Origin of the sequence: Salinarimonas sp., from assembly GCF_040111675.1 — a bacterium.
Taxonomy (GTDB): Bacteria; Pseudomonadota; Alphaproteobacteria; order Rhizobiales; family Beijerinckiaceae; genus Salinarimonas.
Map to the genome: position 1 here is coordinate 252,774 of NZ_CP157794.1, position 23,131 is coordinate 275,904.

A 23,131-nucleotide genomic window follows, 5' to 3' on the forward strand; every position below is an offset into this window, starting at 1 on the left:
ACGCCGCCTCAGCTCAGGCCGGAGACGATCTCCCGCTCCTTGAACACGAGCGGGCGCGCCGAGGGGCGCCCGATCTTGCGGCGGGTGAGGAAACGAGGGCGGCGGTGGGCCAGGAGGCCGTGCCGGCGGCGCTGGCGCACGTCGCCCAGCGCCAGCGGGCCGATCTGCGGATAGGGCGCCATCAGGCTGCCGTCGGGGTTCTGCAGCATCAACGGAAGGCCGCTCGACTGGCCGAGCCGGCGCCAGACGGCGACGATCTCCTCCTCGGTGAAGCGCCCGAGCACGGCGGCGATCGCGCCGTCCTCGGCGATCGCCGCGACCTCGAAAGCGGGGCCGCCCTCGCTCTCCCCCTCGGCGCGATCGGCGATGCGCATCGCGAGGCCGACGAGACGGCCCGGCGGGATGCACAGGCCGAGCGTGTCGAAGGCGCTCTCGCCGATTTGCGACTCGATCTCCGGTCGGCCGGAGCCGTCGTCGAGGACGGCTCCGGCCATGCGCTTGGTTTCCGCCATCATGTTCGACGCCCTGTCAGCGTGTTGCGGTCGGCGGCTTTTCTTGTCGGAGGCCGCTCGTTCCATGGCCCGACTATGCCGATGCTTCTCCTTCGCGGGCTTAAGCTTTTCGGTTAAAAGACGCTCAATCGGACCGATGCTGAACGAATGCTTGCGACGCTTGTGGACAATCGAGCGATCGCCGTCACGGTCCTTGCGGGAAAGGCTGCCCGACCCTACTTTCGACGATGTACGGGACGCTCGCGGCTCGTGCCCGGTCGCCGGCTCGTAACGCCCGCGCGACGCGCGCGTATCCCGCCGCCCGGATAGCCGGGCGCGGCCCTTCTCGCCCAGCCCCCTCGCCCGGTCTCTCTCCCGGCCGGCGACAGAACGAACCGCATGACCCTTTCGCACGACGACAAGACCAGGCTGGCCGCAGCGCTCGAGGAGACCGCCCGCGAGGCGGGCGAGATCGCGCGCGGCTACTTCCGCCACGGCGAGAAGACCTCGGCGCGGATCTGGAACAAGGCCGGCGGCTCGCCGGTCACCGAGGCGGACGTCTCGGTGGACGCCTTTCTCAAGGTGCGCCTGTCGCAGATCCTGCCGGAAGCCGGCTGGCTCTCGGAGGAGACCCGCGACGATCCGGCGCGGCTCGAGCGCACGCTCGTCTGGATCGTCGACCCGATCGACGGCACCCGGGCCTTTCTCAACGGCAATCCCGACTGGTCGGTCGCCATCGCGCTGCTGGTCGAGGGCCGCCCGACGCTCGGCATCGTCCATGCGCCGGCGCTGGAGAGCCTCTACGACGCCCGCGCCGACGGCGGCGCGCGGCTCAACGGCGCGCCCATCGCCGTTTCCGCCCCCCAGGGCGTCGGCGGGACCCGGGTCACCGGCCCCAAGCCGATGATGGACACGCTCGCCCGGCGCGCGGGGCCGATCAGCGAGATGCCGAAGGTGCCCTCGCTCGCGCTCCGCATCGCCCGCGTCGCCGCGGGCGACGTCGACGCGGCGCTGGTCACGGCGAATGCGCGGGACTGGGATCTCGCGGCGGCCGACCTCGTTCTCGCCGAGGCGGGCGGCGCGCTGTCGAGCCTGACGGGCGACGCCCCGGTCTACAACCGCCCGGAGCCGGTCCACGGCGCGCTCCTCGCTGCGTCGCGCGCCTTGCATCCGCGGCTGGTTGAGGCCATGACGAGCGACGAGAGCGGCGAGCGGCGGCTCGCGCGGGTCCCCTGAGACGTGGCCCGGCGCGGGGCGGCCCGGCCCCCGACCAACGAGAACGGGAGCCCGATCCGATCGGGACGAAGCGAATGACCGAGATCAAGCACGGCGAGCCCGAGACCAGGAACGCCACGCAGGGCGAGCAGCTCCTGCACCTCGTCTTCGGCGGAGAGCTGGACGACCCCCAGCGGGTGCGTTTTCGCGACCTGAACGCGCTCGACGTCGTGGGGATCTACCCGAACTACGCCACCGCCTACACCGCCTGGAAGGCCAAGGCGCAGGCCACCGTCGACAATGCGCACATGCGCTACTTCATCGTCCACCTGCATCGTCTGCTCGAGCCGCCGGTCGGCTGATCCGGCGTCGCCAGCCAGGCCCTCCCGCGCATGTCCCTCCTCAAGCGCATCGGCAGGCATCCTCGGGTCCAGGCCGCGGCGGGATACCTGTTCGCGCGCTATCTCGGCCTCGTGGGCCGCACCAATCGGTTCGTGATGGAGCCGGCGGACGCGCACGCGCGCGTCGGCCCGCTGATGCCGGTCGTCGCGGCGATGTGGCACGGGCAGCATTTCCTCATCCACCTCGCGAAACGCCCGCAGGACCCGACCGCCTGCCTCGTCTCCCGCTCGGGCGACGGGGAGCTGAACGCGCAGGCGCTCGTGCATCTCGGCGTGCGGCCGATCCGCGGCTCCGGCGATCGTGGACGCGGGCGCGCGCGCGAGAAAGGCGGTGCGCAGGCCCTGCGCGCGATGCTGCGCGCGCTGGAGGGCGGCGAGAGCGTGGTGATGACCGCCGACGTGCCGAAGATCGCCCGGCGCGCGGGGGAGGGGATCGTCACGCTGGCGCGTCTCTCGGGGCGGCCGATCGTCCCCGTCGCCGTGGTGACGAGCCGCCGCAAGATCTTCGACAGCTGGGACCGCGCGACGCTGGGGCTGCCCTTCGGCCGCGGCGCCATCGTCATCGGCGAGCCGATCCACGTCGCCCGCGACGCCGACCCCGCGGCGATCGAGGCCGCGCGGCAGGCCGTCGAGCGCGGCCTCGACGACGTGCACGCCCGCGCCTACGCCCGCATCGGCGCCAGCGACCCGGGCGCCGCGCTCGCCGCCGCCCGCCGGCAGGCCTCGGAGGAGCGCGCATGAAGCGCGGCTCGCCGCTCCTGTGGACCTACCGGCTCGGCGTCACCCTGATGACGCCGGCGGCCTCCGGCCTGCTGCTGTGGCGGCGCGGCAAGGGCAAGGAGGACCCGACCCGCCTCGGCGAGCGCCGCGGCCATGCCGGCCGCGCCCGGCCCGCCGGGCCGCTGGTTTGGCTGCACGGGGCTTCCGTCGGCGAGACGCTGTCGATCCTGCCCCTGGTGGAGCGCCTGACCCGCCGGGGCGTGACGGTGCTCGTCACGTCGGGCACGCGCACCTCGGCGCAGCTGGTGGCGCGGCGCCTGCCGCCCGGGGCGATCCACCAGTTCATGCCCCTCGACGTGCCGCTCTACATCAAGCGCTTTCTCGACCATTGGCGGCCGGACCTGGCGCTCTTCGCCGAATCGGAGCTGTGGCCGAACTTCGTCCACGCGCTGGACCGGCGCGGCGTGCCGCTGGTCTTGATCAACGCCCGCCTGTCCGAGCGCTCGTTCCGGCGCTGGATGCGGGTGCCGCAGGCGGCGGAGGCCATGCTCTCGCGCTTCGCGTTCTGCCTCGCCCAGTCCCCCGGCGACGCCGAGCGGCTGCAGCGGCTCGGCGCGCCGCGGGTCTCGATCGCGGGGAACCTGAAATTCGATTCCCCCGCCCCGCCGGCGGATCCGCGCACGGTCGCGAGCCTGCAGGCGCTCACCGCCGGCCGGCCGGTCTGGATGGCGGCCTCGACCCATCCCGGCGAGGAGGAGGCCGCGATCGCAGTGCACCGGGCGCTCGCCAAGCGATATCCCGATCTCCTCACCATCGTCGCGCCGCGCCACCCGCAGCGCGGGCCGGACATCGCCGCGATGGCGCAGGAATCCGGCCTCGTCGCCGTGCGCCGGGCAGAGGGCATGCAGCCCGACCGCGCCGTGGACTTCTACGTGGCGGACACGATCGGCGAGCTCGGCCTGTTCTACCGGCTCGTGCCGCTCGTCTTCGTCGGCGGCTCGCTGGTGCCCCACGGCGGGCAGAACCCGATCGAGCCGGCGAAGCTCGGCGCCGCCATCCTGCACGGACCGCACGTGCACAACTTCACCGACGTCTACGCCGCCATCGACCGCGCCCGCGGCGCCCTGCCGGTGAACGACGCGCGCGCGCTGGCCCAGGCGCTGGCGGATCTCCTCTCCGATCCGGGCCGCATGCGCACCATGGGCCGCGCCGGGACGGCGGCGGTCGAGGGGCTCGGCGGCGCGCTCGAGCGCACGATCCGCGCCATCGACCCGTTCCTGGTCGGGCTGCGCGCAAGCGGGCCGGGCTGATGCGCGCGCCGGGCTTCTGGTCGGCGCAGAGCCCTGGCTGGCCGGCGCGCCTGCTCCAGCCGGCCGCCGCGATCTATGGCGCGATCGCCGCACGGCGCATGGCGCGGGACGGCGCCCGCGCCGCGCTGCCGGTGATCTGCATCGGCAACTTCACCGCCGGCGGCGCCGGCAAGACGCCGACCGCGCTCGCGCTGGCGGCCCTCCTGCGCGAGATCGGCGAGCGCCCCGCCTTCCTGACCCGCGGGCATGGCGGGCGGGCGCGGACGCCGCTCCTCGTCGACCCGGCCGTCCACGACCACCGCGCGGTGGGCGACGAGCCCCTCCTCCTCGCCCGCGCCGGGCCGACAATCGTCTCGCCCGATCGCCCCGCCGGCGCGGCGCTCGCGGCGACGACCGGGGCGAGCCTCGTCCTCATGGACGACGGGCTGCAGAACCCCTCGCTGAAGAAGGATCTCGCCCTCGCCGTCGTCGACGGCGAGACGGGGGCCGGCAACGGCCTGTGCCTGCCCGCCGGGCCGCTCCGCGCGCCGCTCTCCGCGCAATGGCCGCGTGTCGACGGGCTCGTGCTGATGGGCCGCGGCGCCGCCGGGGCGCGGCTCGCGGCGGAGGCGCAGGCGCGCGGCCTGCCGGTCTTTCGCGCCCGGCTCGCGCCCGATCCCGCGGTCTCGGAGCGGCTCGACGGCGCGCGCGTGCTCGCCTTCGCCGGCATCGGCCGGCCGGAGAAGTTCTTCCGGACGCTGGAGGATTGCGGGGCGACGGTGGTCGAGCGCGTGGCGCTGGCCGACCATCACGTCTATCGGCCGGGGGAGGCGCAGGCCCTCCTGGCGCATGCCCGCGCGAAGGGGCTCCTCGCCGTCACCACCGAGAAGGACGCGGCGCGGCTTCCCGCGCTCGAGGGCCTCCTCGCGCTGCCGGTGACGGCGCGGCTCGAGGACCCGGCCGGCCTGCGCGCGCTGCTCGCGGCCGCCCTGGCGCGCCGGCGCGCCGCCGCTCAGCCCTGATCCAGCCCGTCCGCCGGCGCGCGGCCGAGCCGCGCCAGCGCCGCCTGCGGCGAGGCATAGGCCTCCTGCCGCTCGACGCTCCAATAGCGCAGCTGGTCGAGCGGGATCGCCGCCCCGGTCACGCCGCAGCGCACGTAGGAGCCGGGCTTCACCACCCGGATCGTGGAATCGAGATACTCGACCTCGGCCTCGCCGCCCGGCCGTTCCAGCTTGTTCATGCGCCCATCCGTCTCGCGCGCCGCCTCGCGCGCCCTCGCGCAGAGCAATAGCGGAAAGGGGCGTGCGGGTTCAACTCGGGTCGGCGACCTTCATCGACACGCGCCCGGACTCGCCCGGCTTACCGTGCGGCCGAACCACGATCTCGACGTCCCGCTCGAAAGCGGTGAGGAATCCGAGCAGGCGCTCCACGCTGTACTCCCGGAAGTGGCCGCGGAAGAGCCGCGACACTTCCGGCTGGGAAATGCCCATCTCCGCGCCGGCGGCCGTCTGCGTCAACCCTCGTGCGGTGACGAGCCGGTACAGCTCGGTGACGATCTGCGCCTTCAGGTGGTGGACGTCCGCATCGGGACGGCCGAGATCGGCGAACACGCTCCCGCGGGTCTCGTGGACGTCGGTTCCAGGGCTCATCGCATTTTCTCCTTCCCGAAGCGCTGTGCGTGGTCCGCTTCGGCGTCGCGTAACCGTCGTCGGATCAGTTCGATGTCGGTCTGCGGCGTCGCGTTGCCTCGCTTCGACTTCTTCTTGAACGCGTGCAGCACGTAAACGCACTCGGCGAACCGCACGGTGTACACCGCACGGTAGGCATCGCCGTCGTGTTCGTCGACCAGCTCCACGACCCCACTGCCCAATCCTCGCAAGAGCTTCGCTTCTGGCGGCTGAAGCCCCTCCTGGGCGAGGTGAAGGGCAAAGCCGAAGACATCCTGAACTTCTCCCGGGAATTCCAGGTAGTCGCGCCTGCTGGAGGCGATCCACAGCAACGGGCGGGGCTGCAGGAACGGTAGCGGCATGAGATCACTATGAGCTTATACTCATGTTTCGTCAAGGCGGAGAGCCGCCGGAAAACATGCGAACTTCGAGATACGTCCCGCGTTCTCCCGGCGATCCCACCCCGTGCCGAAGGGAGCGCGCCATGGCCTACACCATCTCCACCACCGTCTCGATGCCGTTCGAGGAGGCCGTTACCGCCGCGACCGAGGCGTTGAAGGCGCATGGATTCGGGGTCCTGACCACGATCGACGTGAAGGACACGCTGAAGCAGAAGATCGGCGCCGAGTTCCGTCCCTACCGCATCCTCGGCGCCTGCAATCCGCAGATGGCGCATCAGGCGCTGCAGGCGGAGGACAAGATCGGCGTGATGCTGCCCTGCAACGTCATCGTCCAGGAGCACGCGCCCGGCCGGGTCGAGATCGCGGCGGTGGACCCCGTCGCCTCCATGCAGGCGGTGGAGAACCCGTCGCTGGGCGAGGTCGCCGGGTCGGTCCGCGAGGGCCTGCGTCAGGCGATCGCCGATCTCGAGGCCCGCTCCTGACGCCTCACAGGTCGAACAGGCTGCCCTGCGCCTTGGATTGCGCCTTGCCCTGCGCCTTGGCCGGCGCGGGGCGGGGCTTGCGCGCCGCTGGTGGCTGAGACGGCCTCTCGACGGGCTCGGCCGGTGCGGCCTGCGGCCCGGGCGCGTGCGGCTCGCCGGCGCCCTCCGCCCGCGCGGCGACGCGGCCATCGGCGAATTCCAGCGTCAGCGCCGCACCCGGCGCGATATCGCCCGCCGCGCGCAGCGGCCGGTCGGCGGCGTCGCGCACGAGCGCGTAGCCGCGCGAGAGCACCGACTTGTAGCTCAGGCTCTCGGCGAGCTGCCAGAGGCTCGCCAGCGCGCGGCGACGCTCGCGCACGCCGGCCTTCGCCAGAGATTTCAGCCGATCACCGCAGGCGTCGACCTGCTTGCGGCCGTGGTCGATGCGAGCGCGCTCCAGCGCGACGATGCGCCCGCGCCCGGCGACGAGCCGGGCGGAGAGCGCCTCCAGCCGGTCGCGCCTGCGCTCGAGCCCTGCGCGGAGCGCCCGTCCGGGACGCTCGGCCAGCGCGTCGAGCCGCCCGCGCTCGCGGGTGAGGCGCACGCGCGGCGAGGCGCGGTCGAGGAGCCGGCTCGCCGCGGCGAGGCGCTGCTCGTAGGCGCGCGCGTTGGCGGCGAGCGCCGGGCCGAGCCGCGCGGCGGCGAGGTCGAGCCGCTGGCGCTGCGTGGCGGTGAGATCCTCCGGCCGCGGCAGGGCGCGGGCCGCAGAGCGCAGGTCCGCGCGCAGGCGCTCGACGCGGCGAAGCCACGCCTCCTCGTGCCGCCGCGCCCGGTCGTGGACGATGGCGAGCAGCTCCGCGCGCACGGGGACCACCATCTCGGCCGCGCCGGTGGGTGTCGGCGCGCGCACGTCCGCGGCGAGGTCGATCAGCGTCCAGTCGGTCTCGTGGCCCACGGCCGAGACGACCGGGATCGCGCTCTCGGCCACGGCGCGGACCAGGTCCTCGTCGTTGAAGCCCCACAGGTCCTCGATCGAGCCACCGCCGCGGGCGACGACGATGACGTCCGGGCGCGGCAGGGGTCCGCCCGCGGAGAGGGCGTTCAAGCCGCGCACGCCGGCGGCGACCTCCTCGGCGCAGGTCTCGCCCTGCACCCGCGCCGGCCAGACCAGCACATGCCGCGGAAAGCGGTCCTGCAGCCTGTGCAGGATGTCGCGAATCACCGCGCCCGTCGGCGAGGTGACGACGCCGATCACCCGCGGCAGGTAGGGCAGCGGCCGCTTGCGCTCGGGCGCGAACAGGCCGGCTGCGGCGAGCTTCCTCTTGCGCTCCTCGAGCAGCGCCATCAGCGCGCCGACGCCGGCGGGGGCGATCTGGTCGATGACGATCTGGTAGCTCGACTTGCCGGGGAAGGTGGTGATCTTGCCCGTGGCGATCACCTCGAGCCCTTCCTGAGGCTTGGTCTTCAGCCGCGCGTAGGTGCCCTTCCAGACCACCGCGTCGATCTTCGCCCCCTCGTCCTTGAGCGAGAAATAGCAGTGCCCGGAGGAATGCGGGCCGCGGAAGCCCGAGATCTCGCCGCGCAGGCGGACATAGCCGTAGGCGTCCTCGATCGTGCGCTTGAGCGCGCTCGAGAGCTCGGAGACGGACCATTCGGGGGCGTTGGATGCGGAGCCGGCCATGGCGGCGACATTGGACGAGCCGCGCGCCGGCGGCAACCCGCGCGGGGTCGCGGGCCCGCGATCACGCGATGGTGTGTTTCGCGGCGCGCGGCAGGGCGGCACTCTCTGCCGCGGCCCCGTTCCTGGAGACGCGCATGACCACCGACCCGCTGACACTCCTCGTCGTCTACGGCTCCGTCCGCTCCGAGCGCCAGGGCATCGGGCTCGCGCGGCTGATCGAGCGGCGCATCGGCGAGGCGGGCCACCGTGCGCTCCTCGCCGACCCGCTGGAGATCCGGCTGCCGCTGCTCGACCGGATGTACAAGGAATACCCGAAAGGCGAGGCGCCCGAGCCGATGGAGCGGATGGCGGGGATGATCCGCCAGGCCGACGGGGTCTGCGTCGTCTCGGGCGAGTACAATCACGGCATCCCGCCGGCGCTGAAGAACCTGCTCGATCACTACCTGGAGGAGTGGTTCTTCAAGCCCGCGGGCATCGCCTGCTACTCGGCTGGCCGCTACGGCGGCGTGCGCGCGGCGATGCAGCTGCGCATGACGCTGGCCGAGCTCGGCATGCCGACGATCTCCTCGCTGCTGCCCGTGCCGCAGGTGGGATCGGCGGTCACGCCCGATGGCGAGGACAAGTCGGACTTCCTCGGCAAGGCGAGCGCCAAGTTCCTCGGCGACCTGTTCTGGTGGGCGGAGGCGGCGCGGGCGCAGAAGCGCGCGGCGGGGACGCCTTATTGACGAATCGCTGATCGTCAGGCCGGAAATTCGCCAGCCGCGTCAAGCGGACGGAAAGGTCGGTCGTGGCAGGCTCGTAGGCGTCGGCCCCCTCGGAGACGCCGCCATGATCGTCGCATCCTCCGGGTCCCTCGACGGGATCCTCGTCTTCCTCCTCGTCACCGGCGGCGTGCTGGCGCTGCTCGCGCTCCTCGGCGCCTTCGTCCGCCCAGGCGGCGAGCTCGGGATCGAGCTCGACGGTGACGGCGACGGCGGCGACTGAGCGCGCGACGGCCCGCCGGGACGCGCGTCCCGACGGGCCTGCTTTCTTGCGGTGGAGCAAGACGTCAGCCGTTGTCCTCGGCGCTCTTGCGGACGTATTCGTGCGCGCCGTAGAAGTCGCCGCCCGTGCCGCGCGGGGCGCCGATCGAGCCCGTCGCCGAGACGTCCGGCACGAGGCCGCCGCGCTGCGACTGGAAGAAGAAGTCCTGCTGCTGCGGCTGATCGTAGAGGGTGATCTCGCCGTTCACCTGCTGCGCGAGGGCGGGCGAGGAAGCCGTGGCGGCGAGGGCGGCGACGGCGAGGAAGCGGGTCAGCTTGGTCATGGCGTGTCTCCTTGATGCGTTGGGGGGCGGCGTCCATCGTCGCCCGATGCCCCTTCTTCGCAGGGAGACGCCCGATCTTACCGCAGAGCGCGCAGCCGCTCGCTTGCATCCATGCATGTAACGAATTCGGCATGGGCGACTCGGCAGCCGCGCGCTTCCTCGCTGACAGGACGGCCCGGGAGCGGTACGCTCGCGATCGGGTATGCAACGAGGCGGGGGAAGGGCAGAGCCATGCGGATCGCGATCGTGGGAGCGGGCGGGGTCGGCGCGGCCTACGGCGCGCTGCTCGCCGAGGCGGGGCACGACGTGCGTCTGCTCGCGCGCGGGGCGCATCTCGCGGCCATGCGCGAGCGCGGCCTCACCGTGGTGCGCGACGGCGTTGCGCGCACCCCGACCCTGACCGCGAGCGACGTCGCCGCCGATCTCGGCGTCGCCGACGTCGCGATCCTCGCGGTGAAGCTCTGGGGCACGGAGGAGGCCGGCGAGGCGGCGCGTGAGCTGGTCGGGCCGGACACTCTCGTGATCACCCTGCAGAACGGCGTCGACAGCCGCGACCGGCTGGCCCCGATCCTCGGCGCGGACCGCGTCGTCGCCGGCATCGCCCAGATCTCGGCGGTGATCGACGAGCCGGGCGTCGTCGTCCACCGCAGCCCGTTCGCGCGCATCATCGTCGGCGAGCCGGACGGGCGCCCGAGCGCGCGGCTCGACCGCTTCGTCGCGGCCTGCATCGATGCGGGCATCGAGGCGCGGCAGACGCCCGAGATCGACGTCGAGCTGTGGGCGAAATTCGTCTTCATCGCCTCGCTCAGCTCCGCCTGCGGCGTCTTCCGCGCCGGCGTCGGGCCGATCCTCGCGGATGCGGAGACCCGCGCCTTCCTGATCCGGCTCTTCGAGGAGGCCGTCGCGGTGGGGCGCGCGGAGGGCGTGGCCCTTCCCGACGACCAGGTCGCGCGCACGCTGGCCTTCACCGAGGCCCTGCCGCCGACCATGCGCGCCTCGATGCTGGACGATCTCGAGCGCGGCGCGCGGCTCGAGCTGCCTTGGCTCGGCGGCAGGGTCGTCGCCGGCGGACGCCGCGCCGGCGTGCCGACCCCCGCGCACGAGACCGCGGCGCTCGCCTTGAAGCTGCACGCCGAAGGACGCTAGCGCACCTCCGTCATCCGCGCCACGATCGCGCCCGCGTCGATCCCGCCCGGCAGCGCGCCGTAGGTCAGCGTCGGCCCGCCGGCGAGGCGCGTGGCGCAGAACGCGTCGGCGACGGCCGCCGGGGCGTGGCGCACCAGGAGCGCGCCTTGAAGGGCGAGGGCCAGCCGCTCGGCCACGTGGCGCGCCGAGGCTTCGCAAAGGCGCCCGCCCCCGAGGTCGCGCTCCAGCGCCGCGACCGCCGCGTCGAGCCGCGGGTCCGCCCCGCGGGCGAGGGCGAGCTCGGCCCGCACCGCATCGAGCGCCTCGGGGCTCCTCGCCAGCGTGCGCAGCACGTCGAGCGCGATGACGTTGCCCGAGCCCTCCCAGATCGCGTTGAGCGGGGCCTCGCGGTAGAGGAGCGGCATGCCGCTCTCCTCGACGTAGCCGGAGCCGCCCAGGCATTCGAGGCATTCCGCCACGAAGGGCGCGCAGCTCTTGTTCAGCAGGTACTTGCCGAGCGCCACGGCGAGCCGGGCGAAGGCGCGCTCTCCGGGATCCGCGCCCTCCACCGCCCGGGCGATCCGGAAGGCGAGAACCACGGCCGCTTCGTACGCGATCTGCAGGTCGGCGATGACGGCGCGCATCAGCGGCTGGTCGACGAGCGTCTTCTGGAAGGCGCGACGGTGCGAGACGTGATGATGCGCCCGCGCCAGGGCCGCGCGCATGATGCCGAGCGAGCCGAAGATCGTGTCGAGCCGCGTGCCGTGCACCATCTCGATGATGGTCGCGACCCCGCGCCCCTCCTCGCCGACGAGGAGCGCCCAGGCGCCGTGATACTCGATCTCGGCGGAGGCGTTGGAGCGGTTGCCGAGCTTGTCCTTGAGCCGCATCAGGTGGATGGCGTTGCGCGCGCCGTCCGGCGTCACGCGCGGCACGAAAAAGCAGGACAGGCCGCCCGGCGCATGGGCCAGCGTGAAGAAGGCGTCGGACATCGGCGCCGAGCAGAACCATTTGTGGCCGGTGAGCCGATACGGCGCGCCCTCGCCGCCGGCGCCATCGGGCGCGGCGCGCGTCTCGTTGGCGCGCACGTCCGAGCCGCCCTGCTTCTCCGTCATCGCCATGCCGATGGTGATCCCGGCCTTCTCGGAGACCGGCAGAAGCCGCGGGTCGTAGCGCCCGCCCACCAGCTTCGGCAGCCATGCCTCGGCGAGGGCCGGCGTGCGCCGAATGAGCGGCGCGCTCGCATAGGTCATCGAGATCGGGCACATCACCCCGGGCTCGGCCTGGGTGAAGAGCGCGAGCAGGCCGGCATGCAGCACGTGCCCGCCGCTCTTCCCCTCGGCGTCGCGCGCCCAGGCGATGTCGTGGATGCGGTGCGCCGTCGCGAGCGCCATCAGCGCGTGATAGCTCGGGTGGACGCGCACCTCGTCGAGGCGCATGCCGGTCCTGTCGAAGGTGGCGAGCTCCGGCGGGTGGCGATTGGCGAGGGCGCCCGCCTCCAGCACCGCGGCCGAGCCGACCTCCGCGCCGAGCGCCGTCAGCGCGGGCTCCGCCCATTCCCGCGCCCCGCCCGCCTCGCGCAGGGCGGCCTCGCGGAAGGCGGGATCGGTGGTGAAGGCGTTGCGGCCGGCGAAGAGCGGCGGCTGGTTCGCGACGGCGTGCGTCGCGAGCTCGGCCCGCGGCGGCGCGGCGTCGAGCCCGTAGACGCCGAAGCCGGCGGCGGGATCGTCGAGAGGCCCTGTCATGCCGCACTCTAGCGCCGCGGCGGGCGCGCACCAAGCGGGGCGGCGGGAGGTCAGAGCGCCAGCCCCGCGTCCCAGTACGGCGTCGCGCCGTACAGCCCCTCCAGGAAGCCGATGAAGGCCCGCGTCTTCTGCTCGAGATGCCGCCGGCTCGGATAGACCGCGTGGATGGCGACGCGGCTCGAGGAACGCCAGGCGGGGAGGACACGCACCAGCGCGCCGGTCTGCAGCTCGGGCCCGACGTCCCAGGTGGAGCGCAGCGCGATGCCGGCGCCGGCGATCACGGCCTCGCGCACCACCTCGCTCGAATTCGTGCGCAGCGGCGAGGCGATGCGCACCGTCTCGGGGCCGTCCGGCCCCTCGAGCCGCCATTCGGGCGTCCCGTGGACGAGGAGCGTGTGGCCGGCGAGGTCTGCGAGGGTCGAAGGCGTGCCGTGGGAGGCGAGGTAGCCCGGCGTCGCGACGAGGAGGCGGTGGTTCGGCGCGAGCTTCTTGGCGATGAGGCTCGAGTCGGAGAGGTCGGCGATGCGGATGGCGAGGTCGAAGCCCTCGCCCACCACGTCGACGAAGCCGTCGGAGAGGGCGAGCTCCACGGAGACGTGCGGCTCGGCGTCGAGGAAGCGCACGAGATGGGGGGCGATGTGCATGCGCCCGAAGGAGGTGGGCGCCGAGACGCGCAGCAGCCCGCGCGCCTCCGCCGCGCCGGAGGACGCCCACGCCTCCGCCTCCTCCACCGAGGCGAGGATCGCCACCACCCGCTCGTGGAAGCCCTTGCCCACCTCGGTGAGCGCCAATTGCCGCGTCGTGCGCTGGATGAGGCGCACGCCGAGCCGCTCCTCCAGCCGGCGCATGCGCTTCGAGATCACCGCGGGCGAGAGCCCCAGATCGCGCCCCGCGGCGGACATGGAGCGCGCCGCGACGATGCGTGCGAAGATGTCGAGATCACCCAGACGGTCCATAAATGCCCCGATTGTTTCCGTGGGGGAAACAATCTAACGCAGGCCGCGCCCCTGTTAAGCGGGAAACGTTCGGCCTATGTTGCGGGTCGAAGCCGTCCCCTGGAACCGGTCCAGAAGAGACGCGAGGAGGAGCGCCGATGTCGATCGCCTTCCCGACCCCAGACGAGGCCGTCCTGGCGCGCCGCGACGCGATCCTGGAGGGGCTCGCCCCGCTCGTCGCGCCGGACGCGCTCATCGTCACAGAGGACGAGCGCCGCGCCTTCGACACCGACGCGCTGACCGCCTATCGCAAGCTCCCGCTCGCCGTGGTGCTGCCGTCGACGACCGAGGAGGTCTCGGCGGTGATGCGCTTCTGCAGCGAGAACGGCGTGAAGGTGGTCGCGCGCGGCGCCGGGACCTCGCTCGCCGGCGGGGCGATCCCGCAGGAGGACGCCGTCGTCATCGGCGTCTCGAAGCTCAACCGGGTGCTGGAGACGAATTTCGCCGACCGCACCATGCGGGTGCAGTCGGGCATCACCAACCTCGCCATCTCGCAGGCCGTGGCGCACGAGGGCTTCTTCTACGCCCCCGACCCGTCGAGCCAGCTCGCCTGCACCATCGCCGGCAACGTCGCCATGAATTCCGGCGGCGCGCATTGCCTGAAATACGGCGTGACCACCAACAACCTTCTCGGCCTCACGGTCGTGCTCGTCGACGGCACCGTGGTCGAGATCGGCGGCGACATGCTGGACGCGCCGGGCTACGACTTCCTGGGCCTGATGACGGGCTCGGAGGGCCAGCTCGGCATCGTGACGGAAGCGACCGTGCGCATCCTGCGCGCGGCCGAGGGCGCCCGCCCGGCGCTGATGGGCTTCGAGAGCATCGAGGAGTGCGGCGCCTGCGTCGCGGCGATCATCGGCGCGGGGATCATCCCCGTCGCGCTCGAATACATGGACAAGCCCGCGATCGAGATCTGCGAGGCCTTCGCCCATGCCGGCTACCCGCTCGACGTCGAGGCCATGCTGATCATCGAGGTCGAGGGCTCGGACGAGGAGATGGAGGACGCGCTCGCGCGCATCGTCGAGATCGCGAAGCCCTTCAACCCGCGGGCGCTCAAGGTGGCGCAGACCGAGGCCGAGGCCGCCGCGATCTGGAAGGGCCGCAAGTCCGCCTTCGGCGCCACCGGCCGCGTCGCCGACTACATCTGCATGGACGGCACCATCCCCACCGGCCAGCTGAAATACGTGCTCAAGCGCATCGACGAGATCGTGAAGGGCTACGGGCTCGGCGTCGCCAACGTCTTCCACGCCGGCGACGGCAACCTGCATCCGCTCGTGATGTTCGACACCAACAAGCCGGGCGAGATGGAGAAGGCCGAGGAGGCGGGGGCCGACATCCTCAAGCTCTGCGTCGAGGTCGGCGGCTGCCTCACCGGGGAGCACGGGGTCGGCATCGAGAAGCGCGACCTGATGACGACGCAGTACAACCGGGAGGATCTGCGCCAGCAGCTGCGGGTGCGCGGCGTGTTCGATCCGATGTGGCTGCTCAACCCGGCCAAGGTGTTTCCGCTCGAGGGGCGCGATCTCGACGAGGCGGGCGCGAACGGGCGGGAGGCGGCGTGACGACCCATCGCCCCGCGAGCGAGGACGACGTCCGCGCCCTCGTCTCCGACGCCGCCGCCCGCGCCGTCCCGCTCGCACTCGCCGGCGGCGCGACGAAGCGCGCCGTCGGCCGCCCGGCGCAGACCCAGGAGACCGTCTCCACCGCGGGTCTCACCGGCGTGACGCTCTACGAGCCGGCGGAGCTCGTCATCGGCGCGCGCGCCGGCACGCCGCTCGCCGAGGTGGAGCGGACGCTCGCGGAGAAGAACCAGCGCCTCGCCTTCGAGCCGGCGGACTGGCGCGCGCTGCTCGGGTCCGAGGGCGAGCCGACGATCGGCGCGGTGGCGGCGGGCAACATTTCCGGCCCGCGCCGGATCATGGTGGGCGCGGCGCGCGACGCGCTGATCGGCGTGCGTTTCGTCAACGGTCGCGGCGAGGCGGTGAAGAACGGCGGGCGGGTGATGAAGAACGTCACCGGGCTCGACCTCGTGAAGCTCGTCGCCGGCGCCTGGGGCACGCTCGGCGTCCTCACCGAGGTGACCTTCAAGGTGCTACCGATCCCGGAGCGCACGGCGACGCTGGTCTTCAGCGGGCTGGACGACGAGCGGGCGATCGCGGCGCTCTCGGCGGCTCTGGGCTCGCCCTACGAGGTGACGGGCGCGGCCCATATCCCGGGCGATGGCGGCGGGGCGGGCACGCTGGTGCGCATCGAGGGCTTCGAGGCCTCCGTGCGCTACCGGCTCGGCGAATTGAAGACGCTCCTCTCCGAATACGGCGAGCCGGGGCTCGTCGAGGGGGAGGACGGCGCGGCGCTCTGGCGCGGCGTGCGCGACGCGGCCCCGCTCGTGCAGCCCTCCGAGCGCGCCGTGTGGAAGATCTCCACCGCGCCCTCCCGCGGCCCGGCGCTCGCCGCCGCGATCGGCGCGGCCTGCGAGGCGCGCTGGTTCTACGACTGGGGCGGCGGGCTGATCTGGCTCGCGACGGCGGCCGACGAGGCGGCCGCGGCGGCGGTGCGCGAGGCGACCCGGGCGCACCGCGGCCACGCGACGCTCGTGCGCGCCCCGGCTGATCTGCGCGCGGCGGTCGACGTGTTCGAGCCGCTGCCGGCGCCCATGATGACGCTGACGAGGGGCATCAAGGCGAGCTTCGATCCGAAGGGGATCTTCGAGCCGGGGCGGATGTATGCGGGGGTGTGAGGACGGGACCGCGGGCCGTTCCTTGTCCTTCCCTGTAGGGGAAGGTGGCTCGGCGAAGCCGAGACGGATGGGGCGCGCGGGACGCGCGTTCGGCGAAGCCGAAGAATGGCTCGACCTCCGGCAGACGTCGCGCCGCTTCCGCTTCGCGGAACGCGCTTCGCGCGCCCCATCCGTCACCGCGCTTCGCGCGGCGCCACCTTCCCCTACAGGGAAGGAGAGACGATGCGTTGTTCGGATAGGGTGAGAGCAGGGCCATGCAAACCAACTTCACCGAAGAGCAGCTCCGCGATCCCGCCACGCGCGAATCCGAGAAGATCCTGCGCACCTGCGTGCATTGCGGGTTCTGCACGGCGACGTGCCCGACCTACCTCCTGCTCGGCGACGAGCTCGACTCGCCGCGCGGCCGCATCTACCTGATGAAGGACATGCTGGAGAACGGCAAGCCGGCGAACGCCGAGGTCGTCAAGCACGTCGACCGCTGCCTCTCCTGCCTCTCCTGCATGACGACCTGCCCCTCGGGGGTGCACTACATGCACCTCGTCGATCACGCGCGGGCCTATATCGAGCAGACCTACCAGCGCCCCTGGCACGACCGGTTGCTGCGCTCGGTGCTCGCCGCGATCCTGCCCTATCCGAACCGCTTCCGGCTGGCGCTTCTCGGCGCGAAGCTCGGCGCGCCGTTCAAGGGCGTGGCGCGGGCGATCCCGCTCGTCGGCCAGCGCCTCGCCGGCATGCTCGACCTCGCGCCCAGGCGCCTGCCGGCGCGCTCGGCGATCGACGGGCCGCAGGTGTTCCCCGCGGTCGGGGAGCGCCGCGGGCGCGTGGCGATCCTCCAGGGCTGCGCCCAGCGCGTGCTCGATCCGGGCATCAACGAGGCGGCGATCCGGCTCCTCACCAGGAACGGCATCGAGGTGGTGCAGGCCAAGGGCGAGGGCTGCTGCGGCGCGCTCGTCCACCACATGGGCCGCGAGCACGACGGCCACGCCTTCGCCAAGCGCGCCATCGACGTGTGGACCCGCGAGATCGAGGGCGAGGGGCTCGACGCCATCGTGATCACGGCGTCGGGCTGCGGCACGACGATCAAGGATTACGGCTTCATGCTGCGCGAGGATGCGGCCTACGCCGACAAGGCGAAGCGCGTCTCCGGGCTGGCCAAGGACGTCACCGAGTACCTCACCACGCTGAAGGTGGTGGCGCCCGGCCGCGACGTCTCGGGGCTCACGGTGGCCTACCATTCCGCCTGCTCGATGCAGCACGGCCAGCAGATCCGGCTCGAGCCGAAGACGCTGCTCAAGAAGGCGGGCTTTGCGGTCAAGGACGTGCCGGAGGGGCACATCTGCTGCGGCTCGGCCGGCACCTACAACCTGCTCCAGCCCGAGATCGCCGGCCAGCTGCGCGCCCGCAAGGTGGCGAACATCGAGAAGACGAAGCCCGACCTGATCGCCACCGGCAATATCGGCTGCATGACGCAGATCGGGAAGGGCACCGACATCCCCATCGTCCACACCGCCGAATTGATCGACTGGGCCGGCGGCGGCCCGCTGCCGCGGGCGCTGGAGGCGGCCGGGTGGGAGGACCGCCCGATGGCGGTCGCCGCGCGGCAGGCGGCGGAATGACGCCGCCGTCTCCCCTCTGCCTCGCGGCTCACCCCTCCCCTGCGCTCCGCGCCGCGGCGGCCGCGCGCACCGGCGGCCCCTCGTCGAGCGAGCGCGTGCGCACCTGCGGCAGGGCGTTCGGATGGGTCTCCCGCAGCCAGGCGACCATCGCCTCGCGCACGGCGCAGCGCAGGTCCCAGGCCTCGCCGGGCGTGCGCGCGCTCATGATGCAGCGCACCGTGATCGTGTGCCGGTCGGCGTCGACGACCTGAAGCCCGACGGTCTCGCCGTCCCAGAGCGGGGAGGCCCGCACCAGCGCCTCGAACCTCTCGCGCACGGCGTCCACCGGCGTCGAATAGTCGAGATACCAGTAGACCGAGCCGATCAGCGTGTGCTCGTGGCGCGTCCAGTTCTGGAACGGCTGCTCGATGAAGCGCTTGAGCGGGATCACGAGGCGACGCAGGTCCCAGGTGCGCACCACGACGTAGCTCGTGCGGATGTCCTCGATGAAGCCGAACTCGCCCTCGATGATCACCGCGTCGTCGATGCGCATGGGCTGGGTGATGGCGATCTGCAGGCCGGCGATGATGTTGGAGAGCACCGGCTGCGCGGCGAGCCCGATGACGAGGCCCGCGACGCCGGCGGAGGCGAACAGGCTCGTCCCGTATTGCCGCGCGACGGGGCTCGTCGTCAGCAGCGCGGCGAAGGTGAGGAAGCCCACCAGGATCACCGCGATCCGGCGCAGCAGCCGCACCTGCGTCTGCGCCTTGCGGGCGAGCGTCACGTCCTCGCTCTCGCCCGGCAGCCGCGCCAGGTAGATCTCGGCCGAGACGTCGACGACCACGATCGCCGCCCATCCGCAGACCACGATGAAGGCGAGGAGGAGCCCGTAGGCGAACCAGCCGCGGACCTCCGGATCGAGCGGGGTCGCGGGAAGCGCGCCGGCGAGGAAGACGAGGACGAGGGCGAGCCGGGTCGGCCGGCGGATGCGGGCGAGGAGGCCGCGGCCGAGCTCGCCCATCCGCCGCCCGAAGCTCGCCCGGATCGCCCGGACGGCGATGCCGTGCAGCACCAGGGCGGCGAGCGCGAACAGCGCCAGCACGAGCGTGGCTTCCGCCCAGGCGGGCAGGCCTTCGATCAGCAGGCCCGCGTCGCGCGCGAGCCGCGACAGCGTCTCCACGGTGCCTCTCCCCTCGTCGCCTGGATTGTCGAACGCGAGGGGAGCTTGGCGGTTCCGCCGCCGCCGAGGCGGAGCGGCGGCGCGCGGTCAGCGCGAGATCGCGATGCGCCGGTCGGCGATGTCGTTCGCGATCGTCTCGAAATGCGAGACCAGCGTCTTCACCTCCGAGCGGAACACGTGGGCGGGCGACGTGGCGCATCCCTTCAGCAGCGAGTGGGCGCTGTTCGAGTTCAGCGCGAAGCCGACGGTGAAAATCTCGATGCCCTGCGCGCGCATGGCGGCGCAGACCGTCTGCATCTTGTCGTCGAGAGCGTCGCGGTTGTTGGAGCGGGTGAGGCCGTCGGTGTCGGACAGGCGGCCGTAGGCGGTGAAGTCGCTGTCGCCCGCCGGCGCCATGCCGCTGAAGAAGTTGTTCTCGCCGTCGGTCATGAAGACCACGATCTTCTCCGTCTCCCCCCGGTCGAAGGCGTGCGGCCAGCCCTCGTCGCCCCACAGGCCTTGCCAGCTCAGCATGCGCCAGCCCCAGAGCATGCCGATATGCCCCAACGTGCCGCCCCGGTGCCAGGCTTCGAAGTCGTCGATCTCGTCGACGAGCCGCCGGCGGTCGTTCGTGAAGGCGATGATCTCGTTCTTGGGGCAGCCGAGATTGGGGCCGCGGCCGTTGTTGGAGCTGGCGTTGGTGTTCCACTCCTCGTCGATCGGTCCGGGGAGGTAGGAATTGAAGCGGGCGCTGCCGCCGCCGAGGCCCCGCCAGGACGGCCAATAGAACGGCCGGAAGGGCTCCGTCGCGGGCGTGTCGGCGGTCAGCTCGTAGTCGGTCCGATAGCGCTCCATCACGCAGCCGGCCCAGCCGTCGGCGACGTGGCAGGCGCCGTCGACCTCGACCCCCGGGCAGGCGCCCGCCGCGGTCCATTCGTGCAGCTCGCCGATGTAGCAGAGCTCCAGATCGGCGTCCCAGGTCACGTTCGTGCCCCGGCAATGCGGCTTGGGCACCTCGTCGCCGGAGAAGACGTAGCGGTTCTCCACGATCGCCGAGAGGCCGCCGGGGGCGGGCCCGAGCCAGTCCTGGCGGGCGCGGCCGATGTTCACGGCGGAGGAATAGGGAACCATGCCGACGCGGATGCGGTCGTCGGTGCGCCCCTCCGGGAGGAGCGTCTCGACGAAGCGCCTGGCGGAATCGCGCAGGGCCCGCATCTTGCTGCCCTTCATCGATCCGGTGACGTCGACGACGAGCACGATCTCGTAGCTCTTGTCGGACGTCGTGACCTCGCTCTCCACGGTGAAGTCGATCTCCTCGACGCCGATCAGCCCGGCGAAGGAGGTGCGCATGCGCAGGTCCGCTTCGACCCGAAGGCGCGGCGCGCCGGTTTCGGGATCGACCACGTCCGTGGGCCGCACGGCGACGAGCGTCGTGCCCCCGGAAAGGTCGCCGAGCCGCGCTTCGACGAATTCCTCGGCGGCGGTCTTGCGGGCGAAGGTCGTCTCGCGCGAGATGGCGGCGAGCGCGGCGGCGTCGACCAGGGCCTGAGCCTGCGCCCGGGCTCCGTTCACGCGCGAATAGTCGACCGCGGCCCCCGCCATGGCGATGACGGGCACGATCGCGAGCCCGAGAGCGACGCCGACGGCGCCGCGTCGATCCTTGCGAAAGGTCTCGAACATTCCTCGACCCTCTTGGCGTTCGATCGTCGGCGCGATCCGCGCCGGTCGGTGGCGACACTGCACCGGAACACGTTGCGATCGCGCGGACGATTTCGCTAAAATGCGATGCATCTCCCCGAAATGCCGGACCGCTCCAGCGCGCAGCGGTCCAGAGGCAGACGATCGCCCTCGTCGCTGCTGGCGTCGCGGCCCGGTTCTGGCTAGAGATCGCGCATGGCGGACGGCGACGACGAGATCTGGCGGGACGAGGCGGGCTTGCGCGACGCCCTGATCGCGCTCGTCGACTTCCACGTGGCGGCGGGCGTCGACCTGGCGCTCGACGAGACGCCGCACGACCGCTTCGCCGACGAAGCCGCCCGCCGCGCCGGCGAGGCGGCGGCGCGCGAGGCCGCCTCCCGCGACCGCCTCCCGCTCCCGCCCCGGACCCCGGCGCCGGCGGCGAACGCCGCGCCCGTCTCGCGGGGGCCTGCCGTCCCGCCCGGCGCGCTCGACGCCGAGGAGGCCGCCGCGAGCGCGCGCGCCCTCGCCGAGGCGGCGGGGGATCTCGCGGCGCTCGAGGCCGCGCTCGCGGGCTTCGACGGCTGCGCGCTCAAGGCCTCGGCCAAGAGCCTGGTCTTCGCCGACGGCACGCCGGGCGCGCGGGTGATGATCGTGGGCGAGGCGCCGGGCGCCGACGAGGACCGCACCGGCAAGCCCTTCGTCGGCCGCGCGGGGCAGCTCCTCGACCGGATGCTGGCGGCGATCGATCTCGCCCGCACGGACGTCTACATCGCCAACGTCATTCCCTGGCGGCCTCCGGGAAACCGCACGCCGACGACCCAGGAGGTCGCGGCCTGCCTGCCCTTCACCCGCCGCCAGATCGCGCTGGCCGATCCGGACATCCTGGTCTGCATGGGCGCGCCGGCGACGCAGACGCTGCTCGGCGTCAAGGACGGCATCCTGCGCGCCCGCGGGCGCTGGCTCGCCTACGATACCGGCCGGCGCGAGATCCGCGCCCTGCCGATGCTCCACCCGGCCTACCTGCTGCGCCAGCCGCTGCAGAAGCGCCTCGCCTGGCGGGATCTCCGCGCGCTGAGGAAGGCGCTGCGGGAGAGCTGATCACCCGAAGGCGCCGTCCTTCGCGAGGGCGGCGATGGCGGCCTCGTCGAGGCCGAGCACCTCGCGCAGGACCGCGACGCGATCGGCGCCGAGGCGCGGCGGAGCCTGGTCATAGGCGACCGGGGTGGCGCGCATCTTCAGCGGGTTGCCGAGGAGCCGCAGCGGCGCGCCGCCCGCCGGCGAGGGCATCTCGATCACCATCTCGCGGGCGCGGGTGTGCTCGTTCTCGAGCGCCTCCGGCACGCTCGCCACCGGGCCGGAGGGCACCGAGACGGCGTTGAGCCGCGCCACCCACTCGCTCACCGGGGCCGTCTCGATCACCGGATCGACGAGCGCGTTCAGCGCGTCGAGATTGGCGAGCCGTCCGGAATTGCGGGCGAAGCGCGGGTCCTCGGCGAGCGCGGCGAGGCCCAGAGTCTCGCAGAAGCGGCGGAACTGGCCGTCGTTGCCGACCGCGACGACCAGATGCCCGTCGGCGGCGCGGTAGGTCTGGTAGGGCGCGATGTTCGGGTGGCGGTTGCCGAGCCGCCGCGGGGCCTTGCCCGAGACGAGCGTGTTCGTCGCGGCGTTGACGAGCCAGGAGATCTGCGTGTCGTAGAGCGACACCTCGAAGAACTGGCCCTCGCCGGTGGCGTCGCGGTGGCGCAGGGCGGCGAGGATGCCCACGACGGCGTACATGCCGCACATCAGGTCGGAGATGCCGACCCCCACCTTCATCGGCTCGCCCTCGGGCTCGCCGGTGATGCTCATGATGCCGCCCATGGCCTGGACCAGGAAGTCGTAGCCGATCCGGTCGGCATAGGGCCCGTCGTGGCCGAAGCCGGTGATCGAGCACCAGACGAGGTCGGGCTTCACGGCCTTCAGGTCGGCGTAGCCGAGCCCGCGGCGGGCGAGGTCGCCGGGCTTGTAGTTCTCGACCACCACGTCGGCCCGCCGGGCGAGATCCCGGATCAGGCCCGCGCCCGCGGGCGTCGCCATGTCGACCGCGATCGAGCTCTTGTTGCGGTTGGCGGCGAGGAAATAGGCGGAGAGCTCGGTCGGCTCGCCCGCCTCGTCGGCGACGAAGGGCGGGCCCCAGGATCGCGTATCGTCGCCGGCGCCGGGACGCTCGACCTTGATCACCCGCGCGCCGAGATCGCCGAGGAGCTGCGTCGCGCTCGGGCCGGCGAGAACGCGGGTGAGGTCGAGCACGGTGAGCCCGGCGAGGCTGCGGGGCGCGGCGGGCGGGCCGGCGGGACGGCTGGCATCGGTCGGCATCGGGGCTCCTCGCGAGGGGACGCGCCGCCCGGCTTAGCCGACCGCTCCCCGCGACGGAAGCCGCCGGGCGTTCGCAAGGGCGAATTCCGCTTTCGCGCGCCGTCGCGA

The 23,131-nt window shown here is 72.8% G+C and carries 24 protein-coding genes; 13 read left to right on the forward strand and 11 right to left on the reverse strand.

Going from position 1 to position 23,131, the window contains the following annotated elements:
• Positions 1-8 precede the first annotated feature (8 nt).
• Positions 9-494 (reverse strand): DUF6101 family protein, encoded by a 486-nt coding sequence (locus ABL310_RS01175; RefSeq protein WP_349369892.1) that lies wholly within the window; start codon positions 492-494, stop codon positions 9-11.
• Positions 495-890: 396 nt separating this feature from the next.
• Between ABL310_RS01175 and ABL310_RS01180 the strand changes: the two genes are divergently transcribed.
• The 5 genes from ABL310_RS01180 to lpxK all read left to right on the forward strand — a co-directional run bounded on the left by ABL310_RS01180 (position 891) and on the right by lpxK (position 5,138).
• Positions 891-1,727, forward strand: a complete 837-nt coding sequence (locus ABL310_RS01180; RefSeq protein WP_349369893.1) for a 3'(2'),5'-bisphosphate nucleotidase CysQ — start codon at positions 891-893, stop codon at positions 1,725-1,727.
• Positions 1,728-1,801: 74 nt separating this feature from the next.
• The gene (locus ABL310_RS01185; protein WP_349369894.1) at positions 1,802-2,068 is read left to right on the forward strand and encodes a DUF4170 domain-containing protein; all 267 of its coding nucleotides are present in this window, start codon (positions 1,802-1,804) and stop codon (positions 2,066-2,068) included.
• Between the two features lie 30 nt (positions 2,069-2,098).
• Positions 2,099-2,848, forward strand: a complete 750-nt coding sequence (locus ABL310_RS01190; protein ID WP_349369895.1) for a lysophospholipid acyltransferase family protein — start codon at positions 2,099-2,101, stop codon at positions 2,846-2,848.
• Positions 2,845-4,137, forward strand: coding sequence for a 3-deoxy-D-manno-octulosonic acid transferase (locus ABL310_RS01195; RefSeq protein ID WP_349369896.1), 1,293 nt, complete (start codon positions 2,845-2,847; stop codon positions 4,135-4,137). Before ABL310_RS01190 ends, ABL310_RS01195 begins: the two co-directional genes overlap by 4 nt.
• Positions 4,137-5,138 (forward strand): tetraacyldisaccharide 4'-kinase, encoded by a 1,002-nt coding sequence (lpxK, locus tag ABL310_RS01200; RefSeq protein WP_349369897.1) that lies wholly within the window; start codon positions 4,137-4,139, stop codon positions 5,136-5,138. Before ABL310_RS01195 ends, lpxK begins: the two co-directional genes overlap by 1 nt.
• On the opposite strand, the gene ABL310_RS01205 is transcribed toward lpxK, so the two are convergent.
• The 3 genes from ABL310_RS01205 to ABL310_RS01215 form a co-directional block, all read right to left on the reverse strand.
• Complete coding sequence (locus ABL310_RS01205) at positions 5,129-5,356, reverse strand: DUF2093 domain-containing protein (protein WP_349369898.1); 228 nt, start codon at positions 5,354-5,356, stop codon at positions 5,129-5,131. The two genes, lpxK and ABL310_RS01205, sit on opposite strands and share 10 nt — an antisense overlap.
• Before the next feature lie 70 nt (positions 5,357-5,426).
• Positions 5,427-5,765, reverse strand: a complete 339-nt coding sequence (locus ABL310_RS01210) for a helix-turn-helix transcriptional regulator (RefSeq protein WP_349369899.1) — start codon at positions 5,763-5,765, stop codon at positions 5,427-5,429.
• Positions 5,762-6,145: a type II toxin-antitoxin system RelE/ParE family toxin gene (locus ABL310_RS01215; protein WP_349369900.1), complete on the reverse strand. Its 384-nt coding sequence runs from the start codon at positions 6,143-6,145 to the stop codon at positions 5,762-5,764. Before ABL310_RS01215 ends, ABL310_RS01210 begins: the two co-directional genes overlap by 4 nt.
• Before the next feature lie 122 nt (positions 6,146-6,267).
• Between ABL310_RS01215 and ABL310_RS01220 the strand changes: the two genes are divergently transcribed.
• Entirely contained in the window at positions 6,268-6,666 is a 399-nt protein-coding gene (locus ABL310_RS01220) for a DUF302 domain-containing protein (RefSeq protein WP_349369901.1), read from the forward strand.
• 4 nt (positions 6,667-6,670) lie between these two features.
• Here the strand turns inward: ABL310_RS01220 and xseA are convergent, their stop codons facing one another.
• Positions 6,671-8,326, reverse strand: coding sequence for an exodeoxyribonuclease VII large subunit (gene xseA / locus ABL310_RS01225; protein WP_349369902.1), 1,656 nt, complete (start codon positions 8,324-8,326; stop codon positions 6,671-6,673).
• A gap of 134 nt (positions 8,327-8,460) precedes the next feature.
• On the opposite strand from xseA, the gene ABL310_RS01230 reads away from it, so the two are divergent.
• Both ABL310_RS01230 and ABL310_RS01235 read left to right on the forward strand, forming a co-directional pair.
• Positions 8,461-9,051 carry an NADPH-dependent FMN reductase gene (locus ABL310_RS01230; RefSeq protein WP_349369903.1) on the forward strand — a complete coding sequence of 197 codons (591 nt, stop codon included), beginning with the start codon at positions 8,461-8,463 and terminating at the stop codon, positions 9,049-9,051.
• A 103-nt stretch (positions 9,052-9,154) separates the two neighbouring features.
• Positions 9,155-9,310 carry a hypothetical protein gene (locus ABL310_RS01235; RefSeq protein WP_349369904.1) on the forward strand — a complete coding sequence of 52 codons (156 nt, stop codon included), beginning with the start codon at positions 9,155-9,157 and terminating at the stop codon, positions 9,308-9,310.
• Positions 9,311-9,374: 64 nt separating this feature from the next.
• Here the strand turns inward: ABL310_RS01235 and ABL310_RS01240 are convergent, their stop codons facing one another.
• Entirely contained in the window at positions 9,375-9,632 is a 258-nt protein-coding gene (locus ABL310_RS01240) for a hypothetical protein (RefSeq protein WP_349369905.1), read from the reverse strand.
• Between the two features lie 231 nt (positions 9,633-9,863).
• On the opposite strand from ABL310_RS01240, the gene ABL310_RS01245 reads away from it, so the two are divergent.
• Positions 9,864-10,778 carry a 2-dehydropantoate 2-reductase gene (locus ABL310_RS01245; protein WP_349369906.1) on the forward strand — a complete coding sequence of 305 codons (915 nt, stop codon included), beginning with the start codon at positions 9,864-9,866 and terminating at the stop codon, positions 10,776-10,778.
• Here ABL310_RS01245 and ABL310_RS01250 read toward each other — a convergent pair.
• Both ABL310_RS01250 and ABL310_RS01255 read right to left on the reverse strand, forming a co-directional pair.
• Positions 10,775-12,502 (reverse strand): acyl-CoA dehydrogenase family protein, encoded by a 1,728-nt coding sequence (locus ABL310_RS01250; protein ID WP_349369907.1) that lies wholly within the window; start codon positions 12,500-12,502, stop codon positions 10,775-10,777. The genes ABL310_RS01245 and ABL310_RS01250 overlap by 4 nt on opposite strands.
• 50 nt (positions 12,503-12,552) lie before the next feature.
• On the reverse strand, positions 12,553-13,458 hold the full coding sequence (locus tag ABL310_RS01255) for a LysR family transcriptional regulator (RefSeq protein ID WP_349369908.1): 906 nt from the start codon (positions 13,456-13,458) through the stop codon (positions 12,553-12,555).
• A gap of 137 nt (positions 13,459-13,595) precedes the next feature.
• On the opposite strand from ABL310_RS01255, the gene ABL310_RS01260 reads away from it, so the two are divergent.
• The 3 genes from ABL310_RS01260 to glcF all read left to right on the forward strand — a co-directional run bounded on the left by ABL310_RS01260 (position 13,596) and on the right by glcF (position 17,850).
• Positions 13,596-15,059, forward strand: coding sequence for an FAD-linked oxidase C-terminal domain-containing protein (locus ABL310_RS01260; RefSeq protein ID WP_349369909.1), 1,464 nt, complete (start codon positions 13,596-13,598; stop codon positions 15,057-15,059).
• Positions 15,056-16,234: a glycolate oxidase subunit GlcE gene (gene glcE, locus ABL310_RS01265; RefSeq protein ID WP_349369910.1), complete on the forward strand. Its 1,179-nt coding sequence runs from the start codon at positions 15,056-15,058 to the stop codon at positions 16,232-16,234. Before ABL310_RS01260 ends, glcE begins: the two co-directional genes overlap by 4 nt.
• 254 nt (positions 16,235-16,488) lie before the next feature.
• The gene (gene glcF, locus ABL310_RS01270) at positions 16,489-17,850 is read left to right on the forward strand and encodes a glycolate oxidase subunit GlcF (protein WP_349369911.1); all 1,362 of its coding nucleotides are present in this window, start codon (positions 16,489-16,491) and stop codon (positions 17,848-17,850) included.
• A 28-nt stretch (positions 17,851-17,878) separates the two neighbouring features.
• Here glcF and ABL310_RS01275 read toward each other — a convergent pair whose 3' ends face one another.
• Complete coding sequence (locus ABL310_RS01275; protein ID WP_349369912.1) at positions 17,879-19,009, reverse strand: mechanosensitive ion channel domain-containing protein; 1,131 nt, start codon at positions 19,007-19,009, stop codon at positions 17,879-17,881.
• A gap of 87 nt (positions 19,010-19,096) precedes the next feature.
• On the reverse strand, positions 19,097-20,668 hold the full coding sequence (locus tag ABL310_RS01280; protein ID WP_349369913.1) for a pilus assembly protein TadG-related protein: 1,572 nt from the start codon (positions 20,666-20,668) through the stop codon (positions 19,097-19,099).
• A 213-nt stretch (positions 20,669-20,881) separates the two neighbouring features.
• Between ABL310_RS01280 and ABL310_RS01285 the strand changes: the two genes are divergently transcribed.
• Positions 20,882-21,766, forward strand: coding sequence for a uracil-DNA glycosylase (locus ABL310_RS01285; protein WP_349369914.1), 885 nt, complete (start codon positions 20,882-20,884; stop codon positions 21,764-21,766).
• Here the strand turns inward: ABL310_RS01285 and ABL310_RS01290 are convergent, their stop codons facing one another.
• Complete coding sequence (locus ABL310_RS01290) at positions 21,767-23,023, reverse strand: CaiB/BaiF CoA-transferase family protein (RefSeq protein WP_349369915.1); 1,257 nt, start codon at positions 23,021-23,023, stop codon at positions 21,767-21,769.
• Positions 23,024-23,131: the final 108 nt, after the last annotated feature.